Raw genomic sequence first — 23,679 nt, 5'->3', positions numbered from 1 at the left:
CTTTCGGCCTTGCCACCCGGCGAGGCCGTCACGCCTCTGGCGTCAAGATAACGAGTGCCAGCCAAAAGCGTAGCTGATAGACTACTGCAATCTTATACAGGGGTTGCAGAGCGTCTGCGCTCATCTTTCCATCCAACTTCGTCGAATCCACATGAGCTATCAGGTACTTGCGCGAAAATGGCGTCCCCAGGCTTTTGCTGATGTTGTCGGTCAGGAACATGTTCTGACGGCGCTGGCGAATGGATTGTCTCTGGGACGCATCCATCATGCTTATCTCTTCTCCGGCACCCGCGGCGTGGGGAAAACCACCATTGCGCGTCTGCTGGCCAAAGGCCTTAACTGCGAAACCGGTATCACCGCCACGCCCTGTGGTCAGTGTGATAACTGCCGTGAAATTGAGCAGGGCCGCTTTGTCGATCTGATCGAGATTGACGCCGCATCGCGTACCAAGGTTGAAGACACCCGCGATCTGCTCGACAACGTGCAGTACGCCCCGGCCCGTGGACGCTTCAAAGTCTATCTGATTGATGAAGTGCATATGCTGTCGCGTCACAGCTTCAATGCGCTGTTAAAGACGCTGGAAGAGCCGCCTTCACACGTTAAGTTTCTGCTGGCGACTACCGATCCGCAGAAACTGCCGGTGACGATTCTTTCGCGTTGCCTGCAGTTCCATCTCAAAGCGCTGGATGTTGATCAAATCCGCCAGCAGCTCGAGCATGTGCTGAAGCAGGAACAGATTGAGAGCGAAACCCGGGCGCTTCAGCTGCTGGCGCGCGCCGCCGATGGCAGTATGCGCGATGCGCTGAGCCTCACCGATCAGGCGATTGCCATGGGGCAGGGCGCGGTGACCAGCAGCACGGTCAGCGTCATGCTCGGCACGCTGGATGATGAACAGCCGCTTGGGCTACTGGAAGCGCTGGTGGACGGTGACGGTCAGCAGGTCATGACACTGCTGAGCCAGGCGGCTTCACGCGGTGTGGAATGGGAGGCGTTGCTGGTAGAGATGCTGCGCCTGCTGCACCAGATTGCAATGGTGCAACTGCTGCCGGCTTCGCTCAGCGATGATGACGAGAGCAACGCTCTGCGACTGCGTGAACTCGCTCGCGTGGTGCCACCCGCCGATCTGCAACTCTATTATCAGACGCTGTTGATGGGCCGCAAGGATCTGCCGATTGCGCCCGATCGCCGCATGGGCGTGGAGATGACGCTGCTGCGCGCACTGGCGTTCCACCCCAAAGCGGCGGTGGCAGAACCGATTGCCCGTCCCGCGCTAACCCAGCAGATGGCACCTGTCGCGCCGGCGCAGACGGCACCGGCACCTTCCGGGCCTTCGCCTGTCGCACGACACACGGCAGCACAGCCCGCCACAGCGTCACCTGCTCAGACAGCGTCACCTGTGGCGCTGCAGCCTCAGCAGCCGATGCCTGCGCCGCAACAGCACGTTGCCGCTCAGCCGCAGATGGCCGCGCCTGATGCGGCTCCGCAACCCGCGCCGCCGCCGGATGCGGCACCTGAAGCGCCACTTTCAAGCTCCACCAGCCAGCTCCTCCAGGCGCGCACGCAGTTGTTGCGTCAGGGAGCGAACAAACCAAAAAAGAGTGAGCCGGCGGCGCCAGGTGCGCGGCCGGCCAACTCGGCACTGGAGCGGCTGGCTTCGGTTACCGAGCGCAGTCAGCAGCGTATCCGCGATCGCGAGCCTGCCGCGCCGGTAAAAGAGGAAGCGTACCGCTGGAAAGCCGTTAATCAGCAGGTTGAAGTGGCAGAGCCGGTCGCGACGCCGAAGGCCTTGCGTTCTGCGCTGGAGCATGAGAAAACCCCTGAGCTGGCGGCGCGACTGGCGGAAGAAGCGCAACAGCGCGATCCCTGGGCCGCAGAGATTGCGACTCTGCCGCTGCCAAAACTGGTGCAGCAGCTGGCATTAAATGCCTGGAAAGAGACCACCGAAAACGGGGTCTGCCTGCATTTACGCAGCAGTCAGCGTCATCTGAATTCACCGTCGGCGCAGCAGGTGTTATGCGATGCACTGAGTGAGCGTGCCGGGCAGAAAGTTGAACTCTCGGTCGTTGAAGACGATAATTCATCGGTGTTGACGCCACTGGAGTGGCGTCAGGCCATTTACGAAGAGAAACTGGCGCAGGCGCGTCAGTCGATCACCTGTGATACCCACATCCAGACGCTGCAGCGATTTTTCGATGCTGATCTGGATGAGGAGAGTATCCGACCTGTTTGAACACGCTGCTGCTATCGTAACGATAGCGTTGTAGCCTTAGCTGAGAGAGAAAACTATGTTTGGTGGTAAAGGCGGATTGGGCAACCTGATGAAACAGGCCCAGCAGATGCAGGACAAAATGGCCAAGGTTCAGGAAGAGATCGCCGCGATTGAAGTGACCGGCGAATCGGGTGCTGGCCTGGTAAAAGTGACCATTAACGGCGCGCACAACTGCCGTCGCGTGGAAGTCGATCCCAGCCTGCTGGAAGATGACAAAGATATGCTGGAAGATCTGATCGCTGCGGCGTTCAACGATGCGGCACGTCGCATTGATGAAACCCAGAAAGAGAAGATGGCGTCTGTCTCTTCGGGTATGCAGCTGCCACCAGGCTTTAAGATGCCGTTCTGATGCAAACCAGTCCACTGCTTGAATCATTGATGGAGTCGCTGCGCTGTCTGCCCGGCGTTGGGCCGAAATCGGCACAGCGCATGGCTTTTCAGCTGCTGCAGCGCGATCGCAGCGGTGGTATGCGCCTGGCGCAGGCGCTGACCCGGGCGATGTCGGAGATTGGTCACTGTGCTGATTGCCGGACATTCACCGAGCAGGAAATTTGCACCATCTGCGCCAATCCACGGCGTCAGCAGAATGGTCAAATCTGCGTAGTGGAAAGCCCGGCAGATATTCACGCCATTGAGCAGACCGGCCAGTTTGGCGGCCGCTACTTTGTGCTGATGGGACATCTGTCGCCGCTCGACGGCATTGGTCCGGCAGATATCGGCCTGGATCGTCTGGAACAGCGACTGGAGAGTGAAACGCTGCAGGAAGTGATCCTCGCGACCAATCCGACGGTGGAAGGCGAGGCGACCGCAAACTACATTGCGGAACTCTGTGGTCAGTATGGCGTTGACGCCAGCCGTATCGCGCACGGTGTGCCGGTGGGCGGAGAGCTGGAGATGGTCGATGGCACCACGCTGTCCCACTCGCTGGCAGGTCGACAGAAGTTTAAATTTTAATCACTTGCCGGTGTTGTGAAAGACACCGGCTTGAAAACCCCCGCGTCATCCCCACATCAACCTCAACAACGTTTGTTCAACCTGTTTTGTTGAGGTAGCAATGACCATGAAAGGACAAGAGACCCGTGGCTTTCAGTCGGAAGTAAAACAACTTCTGCACCTGATGATCCATTCTCTCTATTCAAACAAAGAGATTTTCCTGCGTGAGCTGATTTCCAATGCCTCGGATGCGGCAGACAAACTGCGTTTCCGCGCGTTGTCAGATTCCAGCCTGTATGAAGGTGACGGCGAGCTGCGCGTTCGTCTCTCTGTTGATAAGGACAACCGTACCCTCACGCTCAGCGACAATGGTATCGGTATGCGTCGCGATGAGGTCATTGAGAACCTCGGCACTATCGCCAAATCGGGCACCAAATCCTTCCTGGAATCCCTCGGCTCCGACCAGGCTAAAGACAGCCAACTGATCGGTCAGTTCGGTGTGGGCTTCTACTCTGCCTTTATCGTGGCAGATAAAGTCACCGTTCGTACCCGCGCTGCGGGCGCATCTGCCGATGAAGGTGTGTTCTGGGAATCTGCGGGCGAGGGCGAATATACCCTGGCTGAGATCGAGAAAGCCGATCGTGGTACTGAGATCACGCTGCATCTGCGCGAAGGCGAAGATGAGTTCCTGGACGCATGGCGCGTTCGCAGCATCATCAGTAAATATTCCGATCACATCGCGCTGCCGGTTGAGATCGAGAGCAAAGATGAAGAGGGCGAGGGAACTCACTGGGAGAAGATCAACAAAGCCCAGGCGCTGTGGACCCGCAACAAAGCTGAGATCAGCGACGACGAGTACAACGAGTTCTACAAACATATCGCCCATGACTACAGCGACCCGGTCGCCTGGAGCCACAATCGGGTGGAAGGTAAGCAGGAGTACACCAGCCTGCTCTACATTCCGGCGCGTGCGCCATTTGATATGTGGAACCGCGATCAGAAACATGGCCTGAAACTCTATGTGCAGCGCGTCTTTATCATGGACGATGCTGAGCAGTTTATGCCGAACTACCTGCGCTTTGTGCGTGGTCTGATTGACTCCAGTGATCTGCCGCTCAACGTCTCCCGCGAGATCCTGCAGGATAGCCGCGTGACCCAGAGCCTGCGTGCTGCGCTGACGAAGCGTACTCTGCAGATGCTGGAAAGACTGGCGAAAGATGACAACGAGAAATACCAGACCTTCTGGAATGAGTTCGGCCTGGTGCTGAAAGAGGGTCCGGCGGAAGATAACGCCAACCAGGAAACGATTGCGAAACTGCTGCGCTTCGCCACCACCCAGAGCGAAGGTTCAGCACAGACCATTTCACTGGAAGATTACGTCAGCCGCATGGTGGAAGGTCAGGAGAAGATTTACTACATCACTGCTGACAGCTATGCCGCTGCGAAGAGCAGCCCGCACCTGGAGCTGTTCCGCAAAAAAGGCATCGAGGTGCTGCTGCTCTCTGACCGCATCGACGAATGGATGATGAGCTACCTCACTGAGTTCGACGGTAAGACCTTCCAGTCGGTCAGCAAAGCGGATGAGTCGCTGAGCAAGCTGGCGGATGAAGAGACCGAAGAGCAGAAAGAAGCGGAAAAAGCGCTGGAGCCATTTGTTGAGCGTGTGAAAAATCTGCTGGGCGAACGCGTGAAAGAGGTGCGTCTGACCCATCGTCTGACCGACACGCCAGCGATTGTGACTACCGATGCCAACGAGATGACCACGCAGATGGCGAAGCTGTTTGCGGCGGCTGGACAGGAAGTGCCGGAAGTGAAGTACCTGTTTGAAATCAACCCGGATCACCCGCTGGTGAAACGTGTTGCGGATACGCAGGATGAAGCACGCTTCGGTGAGTGGATTGAGCTGCTGCTGGATCAGGCGTTGCTGGCAGAGCGCGGTACGCTGGACGATCCAAACCAGTTTATCCGCCGCATGAACCAGCTGCTGACCGCATAACGGCAACAGGCCGGTGGTTTTCACCGGCTTTTTTTATGGCTGTGCGGCCTCACGCAGCCAGTCACGAAACACACGGATCTCTGTATCCTGACGACGGCTCTGCTTCGTCATCATCCAGGTCGCACGCTCCACGGGAACAAAGCCCAGCGGGGCGATCAGCGTGCCATCTTCCAGCTCTTTGCGAACCAGCAAACGCGGTGCCATCAGAACACCCAGACCACTTCGTGCGGCCTGAATGCCCAGCGACAGCGTCTCAAAATGTTTACCGCTATTAAAGCGACCCCTGACTCCGGTCTGGACCGCCCACTCTGACCAGGCGTGCCGTCGGGTATCTGCATGGAGCAGAGGCAGTGCTACCAGATCCTCTCCGACCCGCAGTTGCGTGGCAAAATGCGGTGCGCAAAGCGGTCCAATCTCATCCTCGCTGACCAGCGTGGCGTCTAAATCGGGTTCAGGTGGATCGCCATGGCTGAGGATCAGTACATCCACATGTTCGCTGCGCAGTTGCGCGATCTCAGCGAGCGGCAGAAAGTGAACTTCAATCTCCGGATAGCGTTGGTAAAAGCTGGCGATTCGGGGGATCAGCCATTGTGACAAAAAGCTGGGAGCACAGGAGACGCGGATTTGCTGAAGCAGGCCGGTGCGAATAGTCTCGCAGCTGCTGCGTAACTCACTGAATGCCTGCTGACAGCTCAGAAGCAGCCGGTCGCCGTGTGCGGTCAGTTTCACGCGGCCATGACTACGGACAAACAGCGGCTTACCCATCCAGCTCTCCAGCTGGCGAATCTGATGGCTGATGGCGCTGTGGGTCACATGCAGATGTTCAGCCGCCACACTAAAGCTGCTGTGTAAGGCTGCCTGGTGAAAATAGTGCAGCGCTCTGAGTGGTGGCAGTCCGTTCATCCCTATCTCCTGTGCAGAAACCTAACAGGGATTGTTAATTTATATCATTTTAATGTCCAGCCGCATTCCTCTACTCTGTAAAGCAAATTCTGGCGGGTTGACTCAGCCTTATATCTGTGTTTTTTTTCACCGATATTCCGCCTCGCTTAACCTGCGCTCACGCCGCACACTCCCTGAAGCGAGACAACCATGGCTCACAGCCCTTTATCCTCTGAAACGTCAGCAGAGGCGCGCCATCGGTTACGCCTGGCGCTCTCACGCTTTTACCGGCTGGAGCAATTCGATCTCTTCTTCGCGCCCTCACTGCATGTAGCGCAGGTCCTGCTTTCTCAGCTTTTTCTGCGTCAGGAGCAGGCACGTAATCAGCAGCGCTACGCCTCGCGTTATCCGATCACCGAACTTAGTAACCTGCCAGCGGTTCCGCTGATAGCAGGCAGCATTATGCTGGTTCCTCATATCGAATTGCCGAATGGCCGCGTGCGTCCCTTACAGGATTGCCAGAATCAGGGCGTGACTGAGGCGAGCGAGAGCTTCGCCAGCGTGCTGCATCAAAGGCTGATCGATGAATCCCATTTGTTTGTTACCCGGCTGGATCGCCACGCTGAGATCTGCAGCGATCTGGTGCTCGTAGCGTTGCGGACCCATGACTTCAGTACGCTGGTGCGCAGCGAACTGCGGCTATTTGAACAGGGACTGACTCTTAACGCCACGTATGAGGCGCTGCGCCGCTTCGACGATCCGCTGTGGCGCCCCTACAATGCTGCCACCGTCGATGCGCTTTCCCTGTCATCCCCACTGCCGCTGAACTCCTGTCATCAGCCTGGTTTGCCGTTCGCCAGCTTTAATGTTCCGGCCTCGCTGATCTCTGCGCTGTCAGATGCGGACGATGTGGTGAAATGGCCGCAGCTGGCGAGGCTGCAGCTGAATGCTAACGTGCGGGGCAGCGGCAAAAAAAGCGTGAATATGACGCATCATCTGAGTCGGCGACTGCAATTTCTGCTCAGCGCAGGTGGTAAATCTGAAAAAGCGTCAGTCAGGCCGGGCGGGTCGGGGTCAGGGCCAGAAAGCCGCTAAAGTCACCCTGCGCGATCCGCGCCCTTCCTTGTGATGAGCGGGTCATAATGGTATGTTCTTCCGCTTCTAAGATAGATCAATGCGATTCGCAAGGGGATTTACGCAATGCGTATTATTCTGCTCGGAGCTCCGGGCGCAGGTAAGGGGACTCAGGCCCAATTCATCATGGAGAAGTACGGTATTCCGCAAATCTCCACCGGCGACATGTTGCGTGCAGCAGTAAAAGCAGGCAGCGAGCTGGGCAACCAGGCGAAAGCCATTATGGATGCTGGCAAACTGGTGACCGATGAGCTGGTGATTGCGCTGGTCAAAGAGCGTATCACTCAGGAAGACTGCAAAAACGGTTTCCTGCTGGACGGTTTCCCGCGCACCATTCCTCAGGCAGATGCAATGAAAGAGGCCGGGATCAAGGTTGATCACGTGCTGGAGTTTGCCGTACCGGACGAACTGATTGTTGAACGCATCGTGGGCCGTCGTGTTCACACCCCATCTGGCCGCGTTTATCACGTCACCTTTAATCCACCGAAAGTGGAAGGCAAAGATGATCTGACCGGCGAAGAGCTGACCACGCGTAAAGACGATCAGGAAGAGACCGTGCGTAAGCGCCTGGTGGAATACCATCAGATGACCGCGCCACTGATTGCTTACTACAGCAAAGAAGCGGAAGCGGGCAACACCGCCTATCACAAAATCGACGGGACCCGTAAGGTGACCGAAGTGAGTGCTGAGCTGGCTAAGATCCTCGGCTAAGCTCAACGGGGCCGGTATTACTGGCCCCTTTTGCAGTAATCGATTTTACCTCCCACTAATTCCGCTACAATTTCCCCGTTTTCACGCATCCCCGCTGTCATCAAGGAACTCCAATGAGGCAAGATAAGCCCGGCGTGTTATTGGTAAATTTAGGTACGCCAGACGCCCCAACCACACCTGCAGTTAAACGCTATCTGAAACAATTTTTAGGCGATCCGCGCGTGGTTGATGCGCCGCGCTGGCTCTGGTGGCCGGTTCTCAATGCTGTCATTCTGCCGTTTCGCTCGCCACGCGTCTCTAAACTCTACGCATCGGTCTGGATGGAAGGGGGATCACCGCTACTGGTTTACAGCATGCGTCAGCGCGATGCCCTGGCGGCCCGTGTTGATATGCCCGTCGAGCTGGGCATGAGCTATGGTAACCCGAGCCTGAAAAGTGCAGTCGATAAGCTGATGGCGCAGGGCGTGACCCGCCTGATTGTGCTGCCACTCTACCCGCAATTCTCCTGCTCCACTGTGGCCTCAGTGTGGGATGGTCTGACCGCCGTATTCAAAGATTACCGTTCGCTGCCTGACGTGCAGTTTATTCGCGACTATGCCGAGCATCCGGCCTATATCGCCGCGCTGAAAGCGACGGTGGAGCGCTCATTTGAGCGGCACGGTCAGCCCGATCTGCTGGTGTTATCGTTCCACGGCATTCCGCAGCGTTTTGCCAACGAAGGCGATGACTACCCGCAGCGCTGTGCGGATACCACTGCGGCCCTGGTTAAAGCACTGGGTCTGCGTGACGGTCAGTACATGATGACCTTCCAGTCACGTTTTGGTCGTGAACCCTGGCTGATGCCTTACACCGACAAAACCATGGAAAGCCTGCCCGCCAAAGGGATCAGGCATGTTCAGGTGATGAGTCCGGGCTTCTCCTCTGACTGTCTGGAGACGCTTGAGGAGATCAGTGGCGAAAACGGCGAGATCTTCATGCATGCCGGTGGTGAGAAGTTTGAGTATATCCCTGCGCTGAACGCCGATGAGGCGCATATCGACATGATGGCGCAACTGGTCGACGCACGCCGTTAAAGCGCAGGCGGAGAGTGTGATATCATTCTCCGCCTGTTTTTCCAGACGGCACCTCCCGATGAAATTTCCCGGCAAACGCAAATCCAAACACTACTTTCCCGTCAGCGCACGCGATCCCCTGTTACAACCCGCACAACACGACGTTGATGCCGGCAGCTGGGTGGTGGGTATCGACCAGACGCTGGTGGATATCGAAGCAAAAGTCGATGACGCTTTTCTTGAGCGCTACGGCCTGAGTGCCGGGCACTCGCTGGTCATCGATAATGCCGTCGCGGAAGCGCTCTATAACGAGCTGATGCGCGAAGCGCTGATCACCCATCAGTTTGCCGGTGGCACCATCGGTAACACGCTGCATAACTTCTCGGTACTGGCTGATGACCGCTCGGTGCTGCTGGGTGTTATGTGCAATAACATCCAGATTGGCGGCTACGCCTATCGTTATCTCTGTAACACGTCAAGCCGGGTCGATCTCAACTATCTGCAGGGTGTCGATGGCGCTATTGGCCGCTGCTTTACGCTGATTGGTGAACATGGCGAGCGAACGTTTGCTATCAGCCCAGGCCAGATGAACCAGTTACATCCGGATAACGTGCCGGAAGAGGTGATTGCCGGTGCCTCTGCCCTGGTACTGACCTCTTACCTGGTGCGCTGCGCCGAAGGTGAGCCGATGCCGCAGGCGACGTTACGGGCGATTGAGTATGCCAAACGTCACAACGTGCCGGTGGTGCTGACGCTGGGCACCAAGCATGTGATTGGCGATAATCCTGAGTTCTGGCGGGACTTCCTGCGTGATCATGTCAGCATTGTGGCCATGAATGAAGAGGAAGCGCTGGCGCTGACCGGCGAAGCCGATCCACTGCTCGCTTCCAATATGGCGCTGGATTGGGTGGATCTGGTGCTCTGCACCGCCGGCCCGATTGGGCTTTACATGGCGGGCTACACCGAAGACGAGTTCAAACGTAAAACCAATCATCCGCTGTTGCCGGGTGCGATTGCTGAGTTCAACCAGTACGAGTTCAGCCGCGTAATGCGCCAGCAGGATTGCCAGCAGCCGCTGCGTGTTTTCTCGCACATCGCGCCTTATATGGGCGGACCGGAAAAGATCATGAACACCAACGGTGCCGGTGATGGGGCGCTGGCGGCGTTACTGCATGACATCACCGCCAATAACTATCACAGCCTGAATGTGCCTAACTCCAGCAAACATGCGCGTCCGTATCTGACCTATTCGTCGCTGGCGCAGGTGTGTAAATATGCCAACCGTGTCAGCTATCAGGTGCTGAATCAGCATTCGCCGCGTTTAACCCGCGGCCTGCCGGAGCGGGAAGACAGTCTGGAAGAGTCTTACTGGGATCGGTAAAGCGGGTCGCCACAGGGCGGCAGACAGTTTGCAAACTTAAATGAGGGTGAATCTGACAGCAATGGATTAATTCAACGCGCAGGGAACAGGGTCAGAAGAGGAAAGCGTCCCGCGCCAGGACGGCGCGGGCCGAGCATGTCATGGATGACGGCTTTTGCGTCTTTCCGATCTGAACCTGTTCCCTGTGCCGTCTCGGTATCACAGCTATACGGGCCAGACTTAATCAGCGCACTACGTCGCAGGCCTGTAAATCCTCGCCCTGCGTCATCTCATCCTGCAGAATTTGCAGCATACTGCTGGCAATCTCACGCTCACCCATCACCACGCGAGTGGCGCCACGTTCCATGATGTACTCCACTTCATCGTCATAGTGAGCGCGGGCGATAATCTCGATATTCTGATGTTTTTCACGCGCGGCGGTGACCACTTCTCCCGCCTCATATCCATTCGGGATGGTCAGCAACAGCCAGCGGGCGCAGTCGAGTCGGGCCAGTTCCATGGTGTCCGCGCGAGCCGCATTTCCCAGCACGGCTTTGATGCCTTGCTCGCGCAGTGCTTCAACACGCGTGCGGGAATTCTCAACCACCACCAGCGGAACATTGGCTTCAAGCAGCTTCTGGCCAATCAGGCTGCCAACACGGCCATAACCCACAATCACGGCGTGATTGCAGAAATCGACCGGGATCTGCTTCTCTTCTTCAATTGCTTCTTCCAGCGTCTGCTCTTCCATCGTCTCCGTTTTCGCCAGGAAACGCTCAAGCAGGGTAAACAGAATCGGGTTAAGCATAATCGACAGGATGGCGGCGGCCAGCACCAGATTGCGGCCCTCATCATTCAGCAGCCCAAGTGAGATACCCAGGCCGGCCAGAATAAAGGCGAACTCACCAATCTGCGCCAGGCTGACCGAAATGGTCAGAGCCGTACGACGCGAATGGCCAAGCAGCGACACCAGCAGCCAGGCAGCGACTGACTTACCCACCACAATAATGACCAGCGCGCCCAGCACCGCCAGCGGCTGCGTGACCAGAATCGACGGGTCAAACAGCATGCCGACCGACACAAAGAACAGTACGGCAAACGCATCGCGCAGTGGAAGGGTATCGCGCGCAGCGCGGTGGCTCAGTTCCGACTCGTTCAGCACCATACCGGCGAAGAAAGCGCCCAGCGCAAACGACACATCAAAGAATTCAACCGCACCAAAGGCGATGCCCAGTGCCAGTGCTAACACCGCCAGTGTAAACAGCTCGCGTGAGCCAGTGGCGGCGCTGCGGGCGAGAATCCAGGGCACAGCACGGCGTCCCACCACCATCATCAGCACCATAAAGGCGGCGACTTTGCCAATCGTCCACAGCAGGTCCCAGACCAGCAGTCCGGCGCTGGCGTTACCCTGTTCCATCATGCCGGCAATCGCAGGCAGCAGCACCAGCGTCAGTACCATCACCAGATCTTCAACGATCAACCAGCCAATCGCTATCTGTCCACGCTGGCTGTCGATCAGCTGTCGCTCCTCTAACGCGCGCAGTAACACCACGGTACTGGCGGTAGAGAGGCACAGACCAAACACCAGGCCCGTCATCCATGACCATCCCATCGTCCACGATAATCCCATTCCCAGTAACGTCGCGACCGCGATCTGTGCGATGGCACCGGGAATGGCGATCGACTTTACCGACATCAGATTTTTCATCGAGAAGTGCAGGCCGACACCAAACATCAGCAGGATAACACCGAGTTCTGCCAGTTCAGGGGCCAGATTTGTATCTGCAACAAAGCCGGGAGTAAAGGGACCGGCCAGCACGCCAGCTATCAGGTAGCCGACCAGGGGAGAAATTCGCAGGCGATTTGCCAGCATCCCAAGGAGAAATGCCAGAACCAGTGCTCCGACAATGGTAGTGATCAGCGGTGTGGTGTGATGCATGCCTGTCTCCTTGTATACAAATGTGTCCGCTTGTAACAAATGAGTTTAAAACAAAATCTATTCTTTCGCTGAGCAATTTGCGGGAATACCTTAAAAAACCACGAAAAAAAGTCAAATGTACAGTTGAGTGGGTGTTTTTATTCATTATCCGCAATATTCACTGATTTGACGCTTCAGACCAGGGGATGAGAAATAAATATCAGATGCAGTAAATGATGCCGTTCTGGCGTGAAAAAGAGATAAATGTGTGTGCAGAGCAGTTAAATTCTGTCAGCGGCACTTTTTACAGCAGTCAGCAGGGAGGTCAGCAATAGCGTTTACTGCCTGTATCTGCACTCTCCACCAATAACCGGACAGGGTCACTGGTAAAGCGCGTTATCGCACTAACGCCGCTTTGCAGGGCTGTCCTGCTCATCAAAGGCGGATCAGAAATAAAAGAACAGGGCGTGTCAGGCAGATGAATGTGCATTGGCCTTGAGTTCGCCGGGGGAATGTGCGACACAGTGGGGCAAAGCGGCAGAAAATCGGGCCAGACGATAAATTAAGGAGAGTCACAGTGTTGTTATCTAAATGGACAGGGGTGGGCATGGCACTGCTGGTGGCCGTGATGCCGCTGTTTTCACAGGCCGCCCAGGCCGATCGCACCTATCGTTTCAGTCTGCTGCACACCAACGATGAGCACGGTCACTTCTGGTTTAATGAACAGGGTGAGTATGGTCTGGCCGCGCAGAAAACCCTGATGGATACTATGCGCTACGATGTTCAGTCCCGCGGCGGCGGCGCATTGATCCTCTCTGCCGGTGATGTGAACACGGGCGTGCCGGAGTCCGATGAGCTGGACGCTGAACCCGATTTCCGCGCGATGAATCTCATTGGCTATGATGCGATGGCGCTGGGCAATCATGAATTCGACAAGCCGATCGCGGTCCTGCGTAAGCAGGAGAAGTGGGCGAGATTCCCGCTACTGGCCGCCAACGTGTATCAAAAAAGCACCGGTCAGCGCCTGTTCAAACCCTGGGCGGTATTCAACCGTCTCGGATTAAAGATCGCGGTGGTCGGGCTTATCACCCCGGACACGGCGAAACTGGCTAATCCGGCCGGACTGACAGATACCGAGTTCCGCGATCCGGTCGCAGAAACGGTGAAAGCGGTGGCTGAATTGCGCGCCACCGAGAAGCCGGACGTGATTGTCGCGCTGACCCATCTGGGCCACTATGACGACGGTAAACACGGCAGCAACGGCATAGGTGATGTCACGCTGGCGCGCAGCCTGCCTGCCGGAACGATCGACCTGATTGTCGGCGGTCATTCGCATGATGCGGTCTGCATGGAAAAAGAGAACGTCAGCGTAAAAAATTATCAGCCAGGCCAGCCGTGTGAGCCGGATAAGCAAAATGGCATCTGGATTATGCAGGCCGACAAGTGGGGCAAATATGTCGGCCGCGGTGACTTCACCTTCCGTAATGGTCAGGTGACGCTGGAGGCTTATCAGCTGGTGCCGGTTAACCTCAAACATAAGATAAAGAATGCAGATGGCAGCGAAACCTGGCTGACCTGGCAGGAAGAGATCCCGAAAAACACCGCCATGATGAAGTTGCTGATGCCGTTCCAGAAACGTGCAGAGGCGAAGTTAATCATGAATGTTGGCAGCGCTGACGGCAATTTCAGTGGTGAAAAAGAGCAGGTTCGCTTTGAGCAGACGAATCTGGGCCAGCTGATTCTGCGCGCCCAGATGGCGTTCACCAAAGCCGATTTTGCGGTGATGAGCGGTGGCGGTATTCGTACCTCACTGAAAGCAGGCAAGCTGAACTGGCGTGACCTGTTGCAGGTTCAGCCATTTGGCAATCAGGTGGTTTCGGTCACCCTGACCGGTGCGGAGATCAAAAAATATCTGGATGTCGTTGCTAATATTCAGCCTGATTCAGGCGGCTACGCGCAGTTTGCCGGCATCAGCCTGACCACCGACGGTAAGCAGGTCAGCAACGTCAGCATTAACGGTAAACCGCTGCAGGACACGCAGATTTATCGCATGGCGACCAACAGCTTCAATGCAGCAGGTGGCGACGGTTACCCGCGTCTGGATAATCACCCCGGGTATGCCAACAGTGGAGCCGTTGATGCGCAGGTGCTGCGCGACTTCATTAAGGCGCATTCGCCAGTGAAAGCCAGCGACTATGAGCCGAAAGGGCAGATCGTGCATTTGACGGATGAGCAGATTAAGGCGCGGGATGAGGCGGCGGAAAAAGCGCGGAAGCGTAATTATCCCAAAATGATTCTGGCGTGGATCTGGCCGTGGGGGAACCAGACAGCCGCCACGCATTGAACTCACCGGGAGGCGCTTGCGCCTCCCTTTTTTCTTACGCCTGGCAGGAGTGACGTCTAATCCAGCGCTCGCGCAGTTTGTCCCATACCCAGTTGTAGGCCATGGTGTAGGGCAGGAAGAAGAGGAAAAAGGCCACTTCTACCAGCAATGCCTGACCCAGGGAGATATCCAGCATCCAGGCGGCAATCGGCAGACCAATCAGGATAAATCCGCCTTCAAACCCCAGTGCATGTAACACACGCACGCCGGGTCCGCGTTTCTGGCCCGGCGCATAGAGCCTGTCAAATCCGCTGTTATAAATCATGTTCCATAGCATCGCGACCGTTGAGAGCATAATCGCCAGCGATCCCATCTGAAACAGCGGCTTATTCATCACCCATGCCGCCAGCGGCGAAACGGTCAGAATCGCCAGCGTTTCAAAGCAGACAGCATGAAGAATACGTTCTTTAATTGTTCGGGTACGCATTGTTAATTCTCCTTGAATAATGCGGCGCATTTTCACACGTCAGAATGCTAAGATAAAATGAACACCTATCGAAAAAAGCGATGGTTCAGATGCGTTACTCCCCGGAATCCCTTGAGGCTTTTATGCAGACCGTGGCGAGCGGTTCTTTCTCTGCGGCGGCGCGCGCGCTGGGTAAAAGTCAGTCCACCATCAGCGCAGCAGTGGCAAATTTAGAAGATGATCTCGGTTTCGTGCTGTTTGATCGCGACGGTCGTCAACCCATCCTGACCGAGCAGGGACGCCGTGTTATTCCTCAGGTTCAGCAAATCCTCGCCGCCAGTGAGCGGCTGGATGCGCTGGCGATACGTCTGTCGCAGGGCGTTGAGCCCCGGCTGAGTTTTGCTATGTCCGATTTCTGGCAAACCGATCACCACGAGCATCTGCTCAGGCAATTTGATGCCCGTTATCCGGAGATTGAACTGGAGGTCATGATTGCCGAGGATGGCGATGTGCTGGATCTGCTGCAGGCCGGGCGGGTCCATCTGGGTGTGGTGCGGGCACAGCCTAATCTGCCGGTGGATATTGCGGTAGCACGACTGCAGGTTGAAGCGCAGATGGCCGTCTTTTTACATCGCGATCATCCGCTGGCGCAGCTTAGTACCGTCAGCGAAAGCGAGCTGGAAGGCGTTCGTCACCTGCGGCTAAACACCTGGGTTGAGGCCTCTGAACCCGCGCCGATGGGACGAATCTGGTCGGCACCCACGTACTTACTGCTGTTAGAGATGGCGGAGCAGGGATTTGGCTGGACTGTTTTGCCGCGCTGGCTGGTGAAGCAGTTTGGACATGACGTCCTGAAAGAGCTGTCGATGCCGTGCTGGCCGCAGCATATCGCCATTGAGGTGGTGTGGTCGCGACGCACGTCACCTGGCCCGGCGGGCCGCTGGATGATCGATCAGCTTTGCGCCCAGCCACGGGTTTAATCGTGGCGGGCGATATCCGCAAACGGGGCGTCCAGCAGCCGCGAAAGATCCTGTGGTGCCAGTTCGATATCCAGTCCACGCTTACCGCCTGAAATAAACATGGCGTCAAACGCGCGGGCAGAATGGTCAATCACCGTAGGCAGCCGTTTTTTCTGCCCCAGTGGACTGATACCGCCCACCAGATAACCGGTAACCCGCTGCGCCAGCTGGGGATCGGCCATATCTGCTTTCTTCGCGCCCAGCGCTTTTGCCACCTTCTTGAGATCCAGCTGTGTCGAAACTGGCGTAATCGCCACCGCCAGCTGTTTCGCCTCGCCATTCAGCGCCACCAGCAGCGTTTTATACACCTGCCGCGCATCCAGATTGAGTTTGCGCACGGCTTCATCACCAAAATGCGTTTCGTGACTGTCATGCTCATAGGGGTGCAGGACGAAGCTGACTTTTTGTTTTTCCAGCAATTTTACGGCGGGCGTCATACGGGCTCCTTACTAAGAAAAATCTTATTGCGCAGATCCATTGAAAAAGGTGGCGAAATTTTGTTCTTTGCGTAAAATTGGCCTCGCGCCCGCAATCTGATTGCTGGCGATAACCAAAATCATAAACAAATTCCTCTTTGACGGGCCGATAACATTATCGGCTCTCTTTTTTTCAGGGCTTCTTCAGCATATCAGGCAGATTAGCTTCGCCGTACAGATGCAGCGCGCCGACCGCGACCACATAGTTTCCTGCCGCGAGCCCTCGCAGGCTGTCACACCATTGCGCATTGCGCTGACCGATCAACGTATCATTCAGCGCCTGACTAAACGTGGCGGGCAGGGTAATTTCCGGCTGGCGTGGCGGCGTATCGAGCCACCAGCTCACCATCATCTGCAGCAGTCGCGCATTGGTATGCCAGTGCAGCAGTGTGTCCTGTAACAGCGCCATACCGTCATCCGGCAGTGCGGTCAGCAGGGCGATCTGTGCATCTGCGCCTTCCAGTTCAATCACCGGCTTGTTCAGATCTTTTGCTGCCTGCAGCAACTGATAATCGATGCCGTAGTCAGGTCGCAATCCCAGTCTTTGCGCCTGCTGTGCCTGTAACATCAGCGCCACCTGCCAGGCGGGCAGGTTATCCAGCAGGCTCAGGTTGAGACTCATCTCCTGACACAGTGCGGTGAGCGTTTGCATCGTACTGCTCTCCAGCCGTGTCGTGAGTGCTGGACGATCGCCCCGGTGATCAAAGGGTGATCCACCCTGCGTAATATCCGCTTCCACTATGAGCGCATCCGCCTGCTGCAACAGATGCAGCAGGCGCGGCGGCAACGGTTGCATGTCGCGCGTTCCCATATGGATGCTGCCCACCAGATGCAACTGACGATCGCCAAGCCGGACATCCATCGCAGGCCAGCGGTAACTGGCGGGAAAAAGTTGGCTGATAAAGCCGCGCAGTGAGCGCCAGATGTTGCCTGTCATTCCCAATCCTTGCGGTTCAAAACGCCATGCTAGCGACTTCAGAGAACGAAAAACAGCGCTGAAAAGGCGATTACTGGCGCGGCGGTTGGTAACGCAGCAGGCGGTTTGCATTGCTGACCACCGTTATAGAGGAGAGCGCCATCGCTGCACCCGCCACAATCGGGCTAAGCAGAGTACCGGTCAGCGGATAGAGCACACCCGCAGCCACCGGAATACCGATGCTGTTATAGATAAATGCGCCAAACAGGTTCTGCCGGATATTGCGCAGTGTCGCAGAAGCGAGCGCTAACGCATCCGCCACGCTGTTCAGGTCGGCACGCATTAATGTAATGCCTGCCGTTTCCACGGCGACATCGCTGCCGCCGCCCATGGCAATGCCCACTTCGGCCTGCGCTAGCGCAGGCGCGTCATTGATACCATCACCGACCATCGCAACGCGGCGGCCCTGCTGCTGTAAGGCTTCAATGGCAGCCGCTTTGCCATCCGGCAACACGCCAGCAATGACTTCATCAATACCGGCTTCGGCTGCAATGGCGCGCGCGGTATTTTCATGGTCACCGGTCAGCATAATCAGGCGATAACCCTGCTGATGCAGCCGCTTCAGGGCGGCGCCACTTTCTGGCCGAAGCTGATCGCGGAGCGCAATCAAACCGGTTAGCTGGCCCTGTTCCGCCAGTAACACCGGCGTTGCCCCCTGTTGTGTCAGGCGCGCAATCTCTGCTTCTGCCACCTGATAATCAATGCCGCTGTCGTGTAACAGTGCAGCATTACCCAGCAGCAGCGTTCTGCCATCCAGAATACCGCTGACCCCTTTACCGCGTATTGTACGAAATTGCGCTAACTGAGGCGGTTGCGTCAGTTTCGCTTCAGCGACAATCGCTTTCGCCAGCGGATGACCCGAGGAAAACTCCAGCGCGGCCGCAGTCGCTAACACGGATTCACGGCTGGCATCACCCCAGACCAGCACCTCGCTGACCTGCGGCTTACCGGCGGTGAGAGTACCGGTTTTATCAAACACCAGCGTGTCGATTTGGCTGGCGCGCTGCAGGGCATCGGCGTCGCGGACCAGCACGCCCAGTTCAGCGGCACGTCCAACACCGGCAATAATTGACATCGGTGTCGCCAGTCCCAGCGCACAGGGGCAGGCAATAATCAGGACGGTAGTCGCGATTACCAGCATGTAAGCGATGTGTGGCTGTGGCCCGAACAGATACCACACTGCGCCGCTGAGCAGTGCAATCAGCACCACGACCGGAACAAAAACAGCAGAGATACGATCGGCCAGACGCCCCACATCCGGTTTGCTGCTCTGTGCCTGACGTACCAGCCGGATAATGCGCGACAGGGTGGTGTGATTCCCGGTGGCCCGTGCGGTAAATTCAACCGAGCCGTCCTGCACCAGCGTGCCGGCGAAGATCGCCGCACCCGGATTTTTGCTTTGCGGCACCGCTTCGCCGGTAAGCATCGCTTCATCAAACCAGGCTTCACCCGTGACGATTTCACCATCGACCGGAACCCGATCGCCGGTGACCAGGCGCAGCGTCATGCCAGGCTGGACGTCGCTTACCGGGATCAGCCGGTCACCCTGTTGATCGACCAGCCGCGCCTGGGCCGGCGTCAGATCAAGCAGGCGTTCCAGCGCCTTAGACGATCGCTGACGCGCCCGCTGCTCCAGCGCATGCCCCAGATTGATCAGTCCCAGAATCATGACGCTGGCTTCAAAATAGAGATGGCGTGCCTGCGGCGGGAAAAAGTCGGGCCACAGCACCACGCTAAAGGAGTAGACCCAGGCGGCGCCTGTGCCGAGTGCCACCAGCGTATCCATGGTGGCGCTGCCATTGCGTAAACTGCGCCAGGCACTGCGATAAAAGTGGCTGCCGGTCACGACCATGATCAGCAGGGTTACGACGCCCAGCGCCAGCCAGGTGGTGTGGTTGCTGTCGGTGAGCATCATGTTGTTGCCCACCATGCCCCAGATCATCAGTGGCACGCCAAACGCCAGGGCGACAGCAGCCTGCCAGCTGAAACGCCGCATGGCACGGCGAGCGCTGTGCTGCTGTTTTTCACGTCGCTCCTGCTCGTCATCAACGACCTGTGCGCCGTAACCTGCGGCATCGACGGCAGCCACAAGCTGGTGCGGGTCAGCATTACCCAGCACCAGCGCGCTGCGTTCACCGAGATTGACCCGTGCCTGGCTGACACCGGTAACCTGCTGCAGCGCTTTTTCAACACGACTGACGCAACTGGCACAGGTCATACCTTCAATCAGCAGCATATGGGCAGGCAACGCTTTTTCTGCCGGATGAGAAGCGGTCTCCGTTGTCAGCGCCTCCGGCGGCGGCTCCGATGCTGTCAACGGTTCAGACTTTGGGGAGGCGTCTGCTGTTTTCAGCGTGGCGTGATAACCCGCCTGTTCCACAGTAGCAATCAGCGCGGCCGCATCCGCCTGACCAGAAACCTGCGCTTCCTGTTGAGTGACCTCAGCCAAATCAACATCGTCGCGTTGTTCCAGTGCCTCTTTGACGCGTTTGACACAGTGACCGCAGGATAAGCCGTCGAGTGCCAGGGAAATAGTGTGTGACATAATCAACTCCTTCTGTAATCCCATTTGACGAATTGGTCAGTTCCGATTCATGCTTAAGCATAAACCTTCCATCAAGGGGAAGGTCAAGGGGATGCAAATGAACATCAGCGATGTGGCGAAAAAGACCGGGCTGACCAGCAAGGCGATTCGCTTTTACGAAGAGAAAGGCGTGGTGACACCGCCGTTGCGCAGTGAAAATGGTTACCGCACGTATAGCGGTCATCACATTGACGAGCTAAACCTGTTACGTCAGGCGCGTCAGGTGGGGTTCACGCTGGATGAGTGTCGTGAGCTGGTGGCGTTTTTCAATAATCCCTCGCGCCACAGTGCTGATGTCAAAGCCCGCACGCTGCAGAAAGCTGATGAAATCGCGGCCCACATTGAAGAATTGCATACCATGCGCGCACGCCTGCTGGCGCTGGCGGACGCCTGTCCCGGCGATGACAGTGCCGAGTGTCCCATCATCAATAATCTGGCCGGATGCTGCGGTCAGCGTGGCTGAATACGCAGTGTGATGCCCTCAACACCCACCACGACCACCGCTGTGCCCGCAGGCAGATCCCGATCTGCCTCAACACGCCAGCTGCTGTCCCCGATGCGCACATGGCCGGTGCGGTTGTGCAGGGCGGTATCCAGTGTAAGCTGCAACCCGATCATCTGGCTGCCGCGCTGGTTCAGAGCGTTGGGTTTTTGATGCGCCTCACGGTGGCGCATCCAGCGATACCACAAAAACACACACACCAGCGTCATCGCGGCAAACAGGGAACCCTGCGTCGTCCAGCTCACCGGCACAAACCATTCAATGAGGCCGACAATAACCGCCGCCAGACCGCTCCACAGAAGATAACCGCTGGTGCCCAGCATCTCAGCCGCCAGCAGTAATCCACCCAGCGTCAGCCAGAACCAGTGAGGGTGCGCGATAATGTCGGCCAGCATCAGCGTTTCGACTCAGTGCGTGAGTCCTTCAGCAGTTCACCGATGCCTGCAATTGAACCCAGCAGACTGCTTGCCTCCAGCGGCATCATGACGACTTTGCTGTTATTCCCCTCACCGATTTTTTGCAGCGCATCGGTGTATTTTTGTGCCACGAAGTAGTTGATCGCCTGAATATCGCCTGCTGCGATCGCTTCAGAGACCATTTTCGTGGCGTTAGCTTCTGCCTCAGCCTGACGCTCACGCGCCTCTGCCTGAAGGAATGCCGACGTACGTTCACCTTCGGCTTTAAGGATTTGCGACTGCTTTTCCCCTTCAGCGCGCAGGATTGCCGCCTGCCGTACACCTTCGGCTGTGAGAATGTCGGCGCGTTTGGTTCGCTCCGCTTTCATCTGCGCATTCATCGCGCCAATCAGTTCCTGCGGCGGACGCACGTCACGAATCTCGATGCGGGTGATCTTAACGCCCCACGGATTCGTCGCTTCATCCACGATGTGCAGCAGGCGGGTGTTGATGCTGTCGCGCTGTGACAGCATTTCGTCCAGCTCCATACTGCCAAGAACAGTACGCATGTTGGTCATGGTGAGGTTCAGGATAGCCTGCTCAAGATTGCTGACTTCATAGGCGGCACGCGCAGGGTCAACGACCTGAATAAAGCAGACGGCGTCGATGGTGACGTTGGCGTTGTCTTTAGAAATGATCTCCTGCGAGGGAATATCCAGTACCTGTTCCATCATGTTGATCTTACGACCGACACGATCCATGAACGGCACTACCAGGCTTAATCCTGGCTGCAGGGTGCGGGTATAACGGCCAAAGCGCTCGACCGTCCATTGAAAACCTTGTGGCACGATTTTAACGGTCGCCCAGACCGCTACCAGTGCCAGGATAATCAGGGCAGGAATAACAGTAATCATACAACCTCCGCATTGTCAGATTAACGGGCCGAGTCGCTTCGGCCCGTGGTACTGCTGTTTAATACAGCAGGGAGTATAGCTGGCGACGATAGCGCGCAGCCAGTGCATCGCCGGTTCCCAGCGCGGCCAGAATTTCCTGTAGCATTTTACGCGCCTGGCCATCAGCGGCATTAAGATCAGATTTCAGGAAACTGAACAGCAGTTCCAGTGCTTCTTCATTACGACCCACCTGATGCAGCTGTAACGAGAGTTTAGCAGCCAGTCCGGCGTTAGTCGGGTCCGCTTCCAGCTCGGATTGCAGCTGCTGAATCTCCGGCGTATCCGCAGCCTGTTTCAGCAGATCGATCTGTGCCATCAGGCTCTGATAACGGGTATCCTGGTCCTGCAGCGGCACCACTTTCAGCACTGCCTCCGCTTCATCGCTGCGGTTCAGGGTAATCAGCACCTCCGCCAGCAGGAAACCAATTTCGCTGGACTGGTTGCTCAACTGCCACGCATCTTTTAACAGTGGCAGCGCCTCCAGCGGTTTCTCTTCCTGCATCAGCGCCATCGCCTGTTGCGCTTTCAGCTCTTCTTCGCGCGGCAGCACTTTTTCCAGCAGGGCGCGGATCGCTTCTTCTGGCTGTGGTCCCTGGAAGCCGTCGACCGGCTGGCCATCCTGGAACAGGTAGACGGTCGGAATTGAACGCAGACCAAACTGCGAGGCCACCCGTTGCTCTTTGTCACAATCCAGCTTTGCGAGGATAAACTGACCCGCGTACTCCTGGGCAAGACGCTCCAGCACCGGCGTCAGCTCCAGACAGTGCTGGCTGCGCTCAGACCAGAAGTAGAACAGCACCGGCAGCTGCATCGACTGCTCAAGGGTCTGCTGCAGGTTAGATTCGTTGATGTCGATGATAGAAGCTTGTGGTGACATGGATAAGTCTCTTTGCAAAAAGTGTTCTAAGAATATGGGGCCAACTGGCCCGGCTTCAAGCGCTATTACGCAGGCCTGATTAATGGCTGCGCAAAATGCGATCCAGCATCCAGCCAGGCAGTAACCGTTTCAACAGGCTCATTACGTGTGCGACCAGTGTCACCGGGTAGCGTAAACGTGGATGTTTACTCTCGAGTGCGTGACGAAGTTTAGGCAGAATGGCTTCCGGTGGCAGGGTGAAGCGTGCCGCGATGCCGGGGTTACGCACCGGATTATGCTGTTCGCCCTGCGTCACATTATCGGTAAAGCGCGTCTCAATCGGTCCCGGTTCTATCAGACTGACCCGAATGCCACTGCTGCGCACTTCCAGCCGCAGTGCATCGCTCCAGGCTTCCAGTGCATATTTACTGGCAGCGTACGCGCCCCGGCCTGGCGTGGAGATCAGTCCCAGCACCGAACTGGTATTCACAATGCGGCCATCGCCGCTGGCTTGTAACGCAGGTAACAGCCGCAGCGTTAATTGATGTACACCGAAAAAGTTGCTGGAAAACTGCTGTTCAAGTTGCTGACGGGAGAGGGTACGAAGCGGTCCATAGAGGCCAAACCCGGCGTTGTTGAACAGCGCATCCAGACGGTTATCGCATAACGCGAGTATCGCATCTGCTGCCTGATCCACGCTCTGCGGATCGTCCAGATCGAGCTGTAGCCCGGTAAAACCCAGCGTGTTCATACGCGCGACATCGTCGGCTTTGCGGCAGGCGGCGATCACCCGGTAACCTCGCGCCAGTAAATCGTGGGCGGCGACCAGGCCAATGCCGCTTGAACAACCTGTAATCAGAATAGTTTTTTGCAT

Annotated in this window: 21 protein-coding genes and 1 other annotated feature; of the genes, 11 read left to right on the top strand and 10 right to left on the bottom strand. The window is 56.8% G+C overall.

Translation table 11 applies throughout. From position 1 onward, the window contains the following. The first annotated feature begins 151 nt into the window (after positions 1 to 151). From dnaX to htpG, 4 genes are all read left to right on the top strand, one after another. On the top strand, positions 152 to 2,230 hold the full coding sequence (gene dnaX / locus H7K52_RS10975) for a DNA polymerase III subunit gamma/tau (RefSeq protein WP_182630042.1): 2,079 nt from the start codon (positions 152 to 154) through the stop codon (positions 2,228 to 2,230). Beyond that, positions 1,572 to 1,633: a sequence feature (DnaX frameshifting element), on the top strand. Its footprint overlaps the gene before it by 62 nt. Before the next feature lie 55 nt (positions 2,231 to 2,285). Beyond that, the gene (locus H7K52_RS10970) at positions 2,286 to 2,618 is read left to right on the top strand and encodes a YbaB/EbfC family nucleoid-associated protein (RefSeq protein WP_003850423.1); all 333 of its coding nucleotides are present in this window, start codon (positions 2,286 to 2,288) and stop codon (positions 2,616 to 2,618) included. Continuing rightward, a complete protein-coding gene (recR, locus tag H7K52_RS10965) occupies positions 2,618 to 3,223 on the top strand; it encodes a recombination mediator RecR (protein ID WP_003850420.1) in 606 nt (201 codons plus the stop codon). The genes H7K52_RS10970 and recR overlap by 1 nt, the downstream gene beginning before the upstream one ends. Before the next feature lie 100 nt (positions 3,224 to 3,323). Next, positions 3,324 to 5,198, top strand: a complete 1,875-nt coding sequence (gene htpG, locus H7K52_RS10960) for a molecular chaperone HtpG (protein ID WP_008924917.1) — start codon at positions 3,324 to 3,326, stop codon at positions 5,196 to 5,198. A 33-nt stretch (positions 5,199 to 5,231) separates the two neighbouring features. Here htpG and H7K52_RS10955 read toward each other — a convergent pair whose 3' ends face one another. Beyond that, on the bottom strand, positions 5,232 to 6,101 hold the full coding sequence (locus H7K52_RS10955) for a LysR substrate-binding domain-containing protein (RefSeq protein WP_078804164.1): 870 nt from the start codon (positions 6,099 to 6,101) through the stop codon (positions 5,232 to 5,234). 189 nt (positions 6,102 to 6,290) lie between these two features. Here H7K52_RS10955 and H7K52_RS10950 point away from each other — a divergent pair, with 189 nt between their 5' ends. The 4 genes from H7K52_RS10950 (at position 6,291) to H7K52_RS10935 (ending at position 10,358) form a co-directional block, all read left to right on the top strand. Then, a complete protein-coding gene (locus H7K52_RS10950) occupies positions 6,291 to 7,175 on the top strand; it encodes a DUF6024 family protein (RefSeq protein WP_003850414.1) in 885 nt (294 codons plus the stop codon). Positions 7,176 to 7,280: 105 nt separating this feature from the next. Then, positions 7,281 to 7,925 (top strand): adenylate kinase, encoded by a 645-nt coding sequence (gene adk, locus H7K52_RS10945; protein ID WP_003850412.1) that lies wholly within the window; start codon positions 7,281 to 7,283, stop codon positions 7,923 to 7,925. 113 nt (positions 7,926 to 8,038) lie between these two features. After that, positions 8,039 to 8,998, top strand: a complete 960-nt coding sequence (gene hemH / locus H7K52_RS10940; RefSeq protein WP_003850410.1) for a ferrochelatase — start codon at positions 8,039 to 8,041, stop codon at positions 8,996 to 8,998. 58 nt (positions 8,999 to 9,056) lie between these two features. Beyond that, positions 9,057 to 10,358, top strand: a complete 1,302-nt coding sequence (locus tag H7K52_RS10935) for an inosine/guanosine kinase (RefSeq protein WP_003850408.1) — start codon at positions 9,057 to 9,059, stop codon at positions 10,356 to 10,358. 223 nt (positions 10,359 to 10,581) lie between these two features. Here the strand turns inward: H7K52_RS10935 and ybaL are convergent, their stop codons facing one another. Beyond that, entirely contained in the window at positions 10,582 to 12,276 is a 1,695-nt protein-coding gene (gene ybaL / locus H7K52_RS10930) for a YbaL family putative K(+) efflux transporter (protein ID WP_182630041.1), read from the bottom strand. Between the two features lie 586 nt (positions 12,277 to 12,862). Here ybaL and ushA point away from each other — a divergent pair. Then, the gene (gene ushA, locus H7K52_RS10925) at positions 12,863 to 14,599 is read left to right on the top strand and encodes a bifunctional UDP-sugar hydrolase/5'-nucleotidase UshA (protein ID WP_220486797.1); all 1,737 of its coding nucleotides are present in this window, start codon (positions 12,863 to 12,865) and stop codon (positions 14,597 to 14,599) included. A gap of 34 nt (positions 14,600 to 14,633) precedes the next feature. Here the strand turns inward: ushA and H7K52_RS10920 are convergent, their stop codons facing one another. Next, a complete protein-coding gene (locus tag H7K52_RS10920) occupies positions 14,634 to 15,065 on the bottom strand; it encodes a multidrug/biocide efflux PACE transporter (RefSeq protein ID WP_182630040.1) in 432 nt (143 codons plus the stop codon). Positions 15,066 to 15,154: 89 nt separating this feature from the next. Between H7K52_RS10920 and H7K52_RS10915 the strand changes: the two genes are divergently transcribed. Next, positions 15,155 to 16,024, top strand: coding sequence for a LysR family transcriptional regulator (locus tag H7K52_RS10915; RefSeq protein WP_182630075.1), 870 nt, complete (start codon positions 15,155 to 15,157; stop codon positions 16,022 to 16,024). Here the strand turns inward: H7K52_RS10915 and ybaK are convergent. From ybaK to copA, 3 genes are all read right to left on the bottom strand, one after another. Further along, the gene (gene ybaK / locus H7K52_RS10910; RefSeq protein ID WP_003849421.1) at positions 16,021 to 16,500 is read right to left on the bottom strand and encodes a Cys-tRNA(Pro)/Cys-tRNA(Cys) deacylase YbaK; all 480 of its coding nucleotides are present in this window, start codon (positions 16,498 to 16,500) and stop codon (positions 16,021 to 16,023) included. The genes H7K52_RS10915 and ybaK overlap by 4 nt on opposite strands. A 172-nt stretch (positions 16,501 to 16,672) precedes the next feature. Beyond that, complete coding sequence (locus H7K52_RS10905; protein ID WP_140033631.1) at positions 16,673 to 17,476, bottom strand: TraB/GumN family protein; 804 nt, start codon at positions 17,474 to 17,476, stop codon at positions 16,673 to 16,675. Between the two features lie 70 nt (positions 17,477 to 17,546). Then, positions 17,547 to 20,060, bottom strand: coding sequence for a copper-exporting P-type ATPase CopA (copA, locus tag H7K52_RS10900; protein ID WP_140033630.1), 2,514 nt, complete (start codon positions 20,058 to 20,060; stop codon positions 17,547 to 17,549). A gap of 97 nt (positions 20,061 to 20,157) precedes the next feature. Between copA and cueR the strand changes: the two genes are divergently transcribed. Next, a complete protein-coding gene (cueR, locus tag H7K52_RS10895) occupies positions 20,158 to 20,562 on the top strand; it encodes a Cu(I)-responsive transcriptional regulator (RefSeq protein WP_003849426.1) in 405 nt (134 codons plus the stop codon). On the opposite strand, the gene H7K52_RS10890 is transcribed toward cueR, so the two are convergent. From H7K52_RS10890 to H7K52_RS10875, 4 genes are all read right to left on the bottom strand, one after another. Further along, a complete protein-coding gene (locus H7K52_RS10890; RefSeq protein WP_182630039.1) occupies positions 20,550 to 20,996 on the bottom strand; it encodes an NfeD family protein in 447 nt (148 codons plus the stop codon). The genes cueR and H7K52_RS10890 overlap by 13 nt on opposite strands. Continuing rightward, complete coding sequence (locus H7K52_RS10885) at positions 20,996 to 21,910, bottom strand: SPFH domain-containing protein (RefSeq protein WP_003849430.1); 915 nt, start codon at positions 21,908 to 21,910, stop codon at positions 20,996 to 20,998. The genes H7K52_RS10890 and H7K52_RS10885 overlap by 1 nt, the downstream gene beginning before the upstream one ends. A 58-nt stretch (positions 21,911 to 21,968) precedes the next feature. Continuing rightward, positions 21,969 to 22,826: a co-chaperone YbbN gene (locus H7K52_RS10880; RefSeq protein WP_003849432.1), complete on the bottom strand. Its 858-nt coding sequence runs from the start codon at positions 22,824 to 22,826 to the stop codon at positions 21,969 to 21,971. A 79-nt stretch (positions 22,827 to 22,905) separates the two neighbouring features. Next, entirely contained in the window at positions 22,906 to 23,679 is a 774-nt protein-coding gene (locus tag H7K52_RS10875) for an SDR family oxidoreductase (RefSeq protein WP_003849434.1), read from the bottom strand.

This window comes from Pantoea hericii (assembly GCF_014155795.1).
Lineage (GTDB): Bacteria > Pseudomonadota > Gammaproteobacteria > Enterobacterales > Enterobacteriaceae > Pantoea > Pantoea eucalypti.
Note: the sequence above shows the minus strand (reverse complement) of the source record. Positions and strands in the feature narration are given on the sequence as shown.

Bases quoted from the DNA above. Each gene is read 5' to 3' on its own strand.
- H7K52_RS10875 (WP_003849434.1), bottom strand. From the start codon at position 23,679: ATGCAAAAAACTATTCTGATTACAGGTTGTTCAAGCGGCATTGGCCTG.
- recR (WP_003850420.1), top strand. From the start codon at position 2,618: ATGCAAACCAGTCCACTGCTTGAATCATTGATGGAGTCGCTGCGCTGT.
- copA (WP_140033630.1), bottom strand. From the start codon at position 20,060: ATGTCACACACTATTTCCCTGGCACTCGACGGCTTATCCTGCGGTCAC.
- ybaL (WP_182630041.1), bottom strand. From the start codon at position 12,276: ATGCATCACACCACACCGCTGATCACTACCATTGTCGGAGCACTGGTT.
- H7K52_RS10920 (WP_182630040.1), bottom strand. From the start codon at position 15,065: ATGCGTACCCGAACAATTAAAGAACGTATTCTTCATGCTGTCTGCTTT.
- H7K52_RS10970 (WP_003850423.1), top strand. From the start codon at position 2,286: ATGTTTGGTGGTAAAGGCGGATTGGGCAACCTGATGAAACAGGCCCAG.
- htpG (WP_008924917.1), top strand. From the start codon at position 3,324: ATGACCATGAAAGGACAAGAGACCCGTGGCTTTCAGTCGGAAGTAAAA.
- dnaX (WP_182630042.1), top strand. From the start codon at position 152: ATGAGCTATCAGGTACTTGCGCGAAAATGGCGTCCCCAGGCTTTTGCT.
- H7K52_RS10935 (WP_003850408.1), top strand. From the start codon at position 9,057: ATGAAATTTCCCGGCAAACGCAAATCCAAACACTACTTTCCCGTCAGC.
- cueR (WP_003849426.1), top strand. From the start codon at position 20,158: ATGAACATCAGCGATGTGGCGAAAAAGACCGGGCTGACCAGCAAGGCG.
- hemH (WP_003850410.1), top strand. From the start codon at position 8,039: ATGAGGCAAGATAAGCCCGGCGTGTTATTGGTAAATTTAGGTACGCCA.
- adk (WP_003850412.1), top strand. From the start codon at position 7,281: ATGCGTATTATTCTGCTCGGAGCTCCGGGCGCAGGTAAGGGGACTCAG.
- ushA (WP_220486797.1), top strand. From the start codon at position 12,863: ATGGCACTGCTGGTGGCCGTGATGCCGCTGTTTTCACAGGCCGCCCAG.
- ybaK (WP_003849421.1), bottom strand. From the start codon at position 16,500: ATGACGCCCGCCGTAAAATTGCTGGAAAAACAAAAAGTCAGCTTCGTC.
- H7K52_RS10915 (WP_182630075.1), top strand. From the start codon at position 15,155: ATGCGTTACTCCCCGGAATCCCTTGAGGCTTTTATGCAGACCGTGGCG.
- H7K52_RS10880 (WP_003849432.1), bottom strand. From the start codon at position 22,826: ATGTCACCACAAGCTTCTATCATCGACATCAACGAATCTAACCTGCAG.
- H7K52_RS10885 (WP_003849430.1), bottom strand. From the start codon at position 21,910: ATGATTACTGTTATTCCTGCCCTGATTATCCTGGCACTGGTAGCGGTC.
- H7K52_RS10905 (WP_140033631.1), bottom strand. From the start codon at position 17,476: ATGACAGGCAACATCTGGCGCTCACTGCGCGGCTTTATCAGCCAACTT.
- H7K52_RS10890 (WP_182630039.1), bottom strand. From the start codon at position 20,996: ATGCTGGCCGACATTATCGCGCACCCTCACTGGTTCTGGCTGACGCTG.
- H7K52_RS10955 (WP_078804164.1), bottom strand. From the start codon at position 6,101: ATGAACGGACTGCCACCACTCAGAGCGCTGCACTATTTTCACCAGGCA.
- H7K52_RS10950 (WP_003850414.1), top strand. From the start codon at position 6,291: ATGGCTCACAGCCCTTTATCCTCTGAAACGTCAGCAGAGGCGCGCCAT.